The organism is Bacillus pretiosus (genome assembly GCF_051294775.1).
GTDB lineage: Bacteria > Bacillota > Bacilli > Bacillales > Bacillaceae_G > Bacillus_A > Bacillus_A wiedmannii.
On record NZ_JBPPHF010000381.1, the window covers coordinates 1 to 292 of the forward strand.

Consider the following 292-nt stretch of genomic DNA (forward strand, 5'->3'; position numbering starts at 1 on the left):
GTGTTTGCTGTAGGCTGTACAGCGATCGTTGTACCAGCTTGTAAAGTAACGATTGTAGAGAAAGAAACACCACTACCGATAACGTTAGTCGAGAAGTTACGATTAGGTGGTTGGCCATTGAATGAAATACCCAATCCGAATGGTGAAGATCCTGGGAAAGTTGTAGGCGCTGAGAAACTAATATCATATACGCCTGTTTCTAAAAATGTTAAAGTATCTGAAGTATCGTTGAAAGAGATATTAGTTAATTCAAAATCTTGATTGAATTGGATGGTTGTTCCAGGGGATATAG

Annotated in this window: 1 protein-coding gene; it reads right to left on the reverse strand. The window is 38.7% G+C overall.

Features of this window, described 5'->3' with window-relative positions; translation table 11 throughout:
• A partial coding sequence (locus ACSG5Z_RS31360) for a Gly-Xaa-Xaa repeat protein (protein ID WP_435712901.1) occupies positions 1-292 on the reverse strand: 292 nt, incomplete at both ends.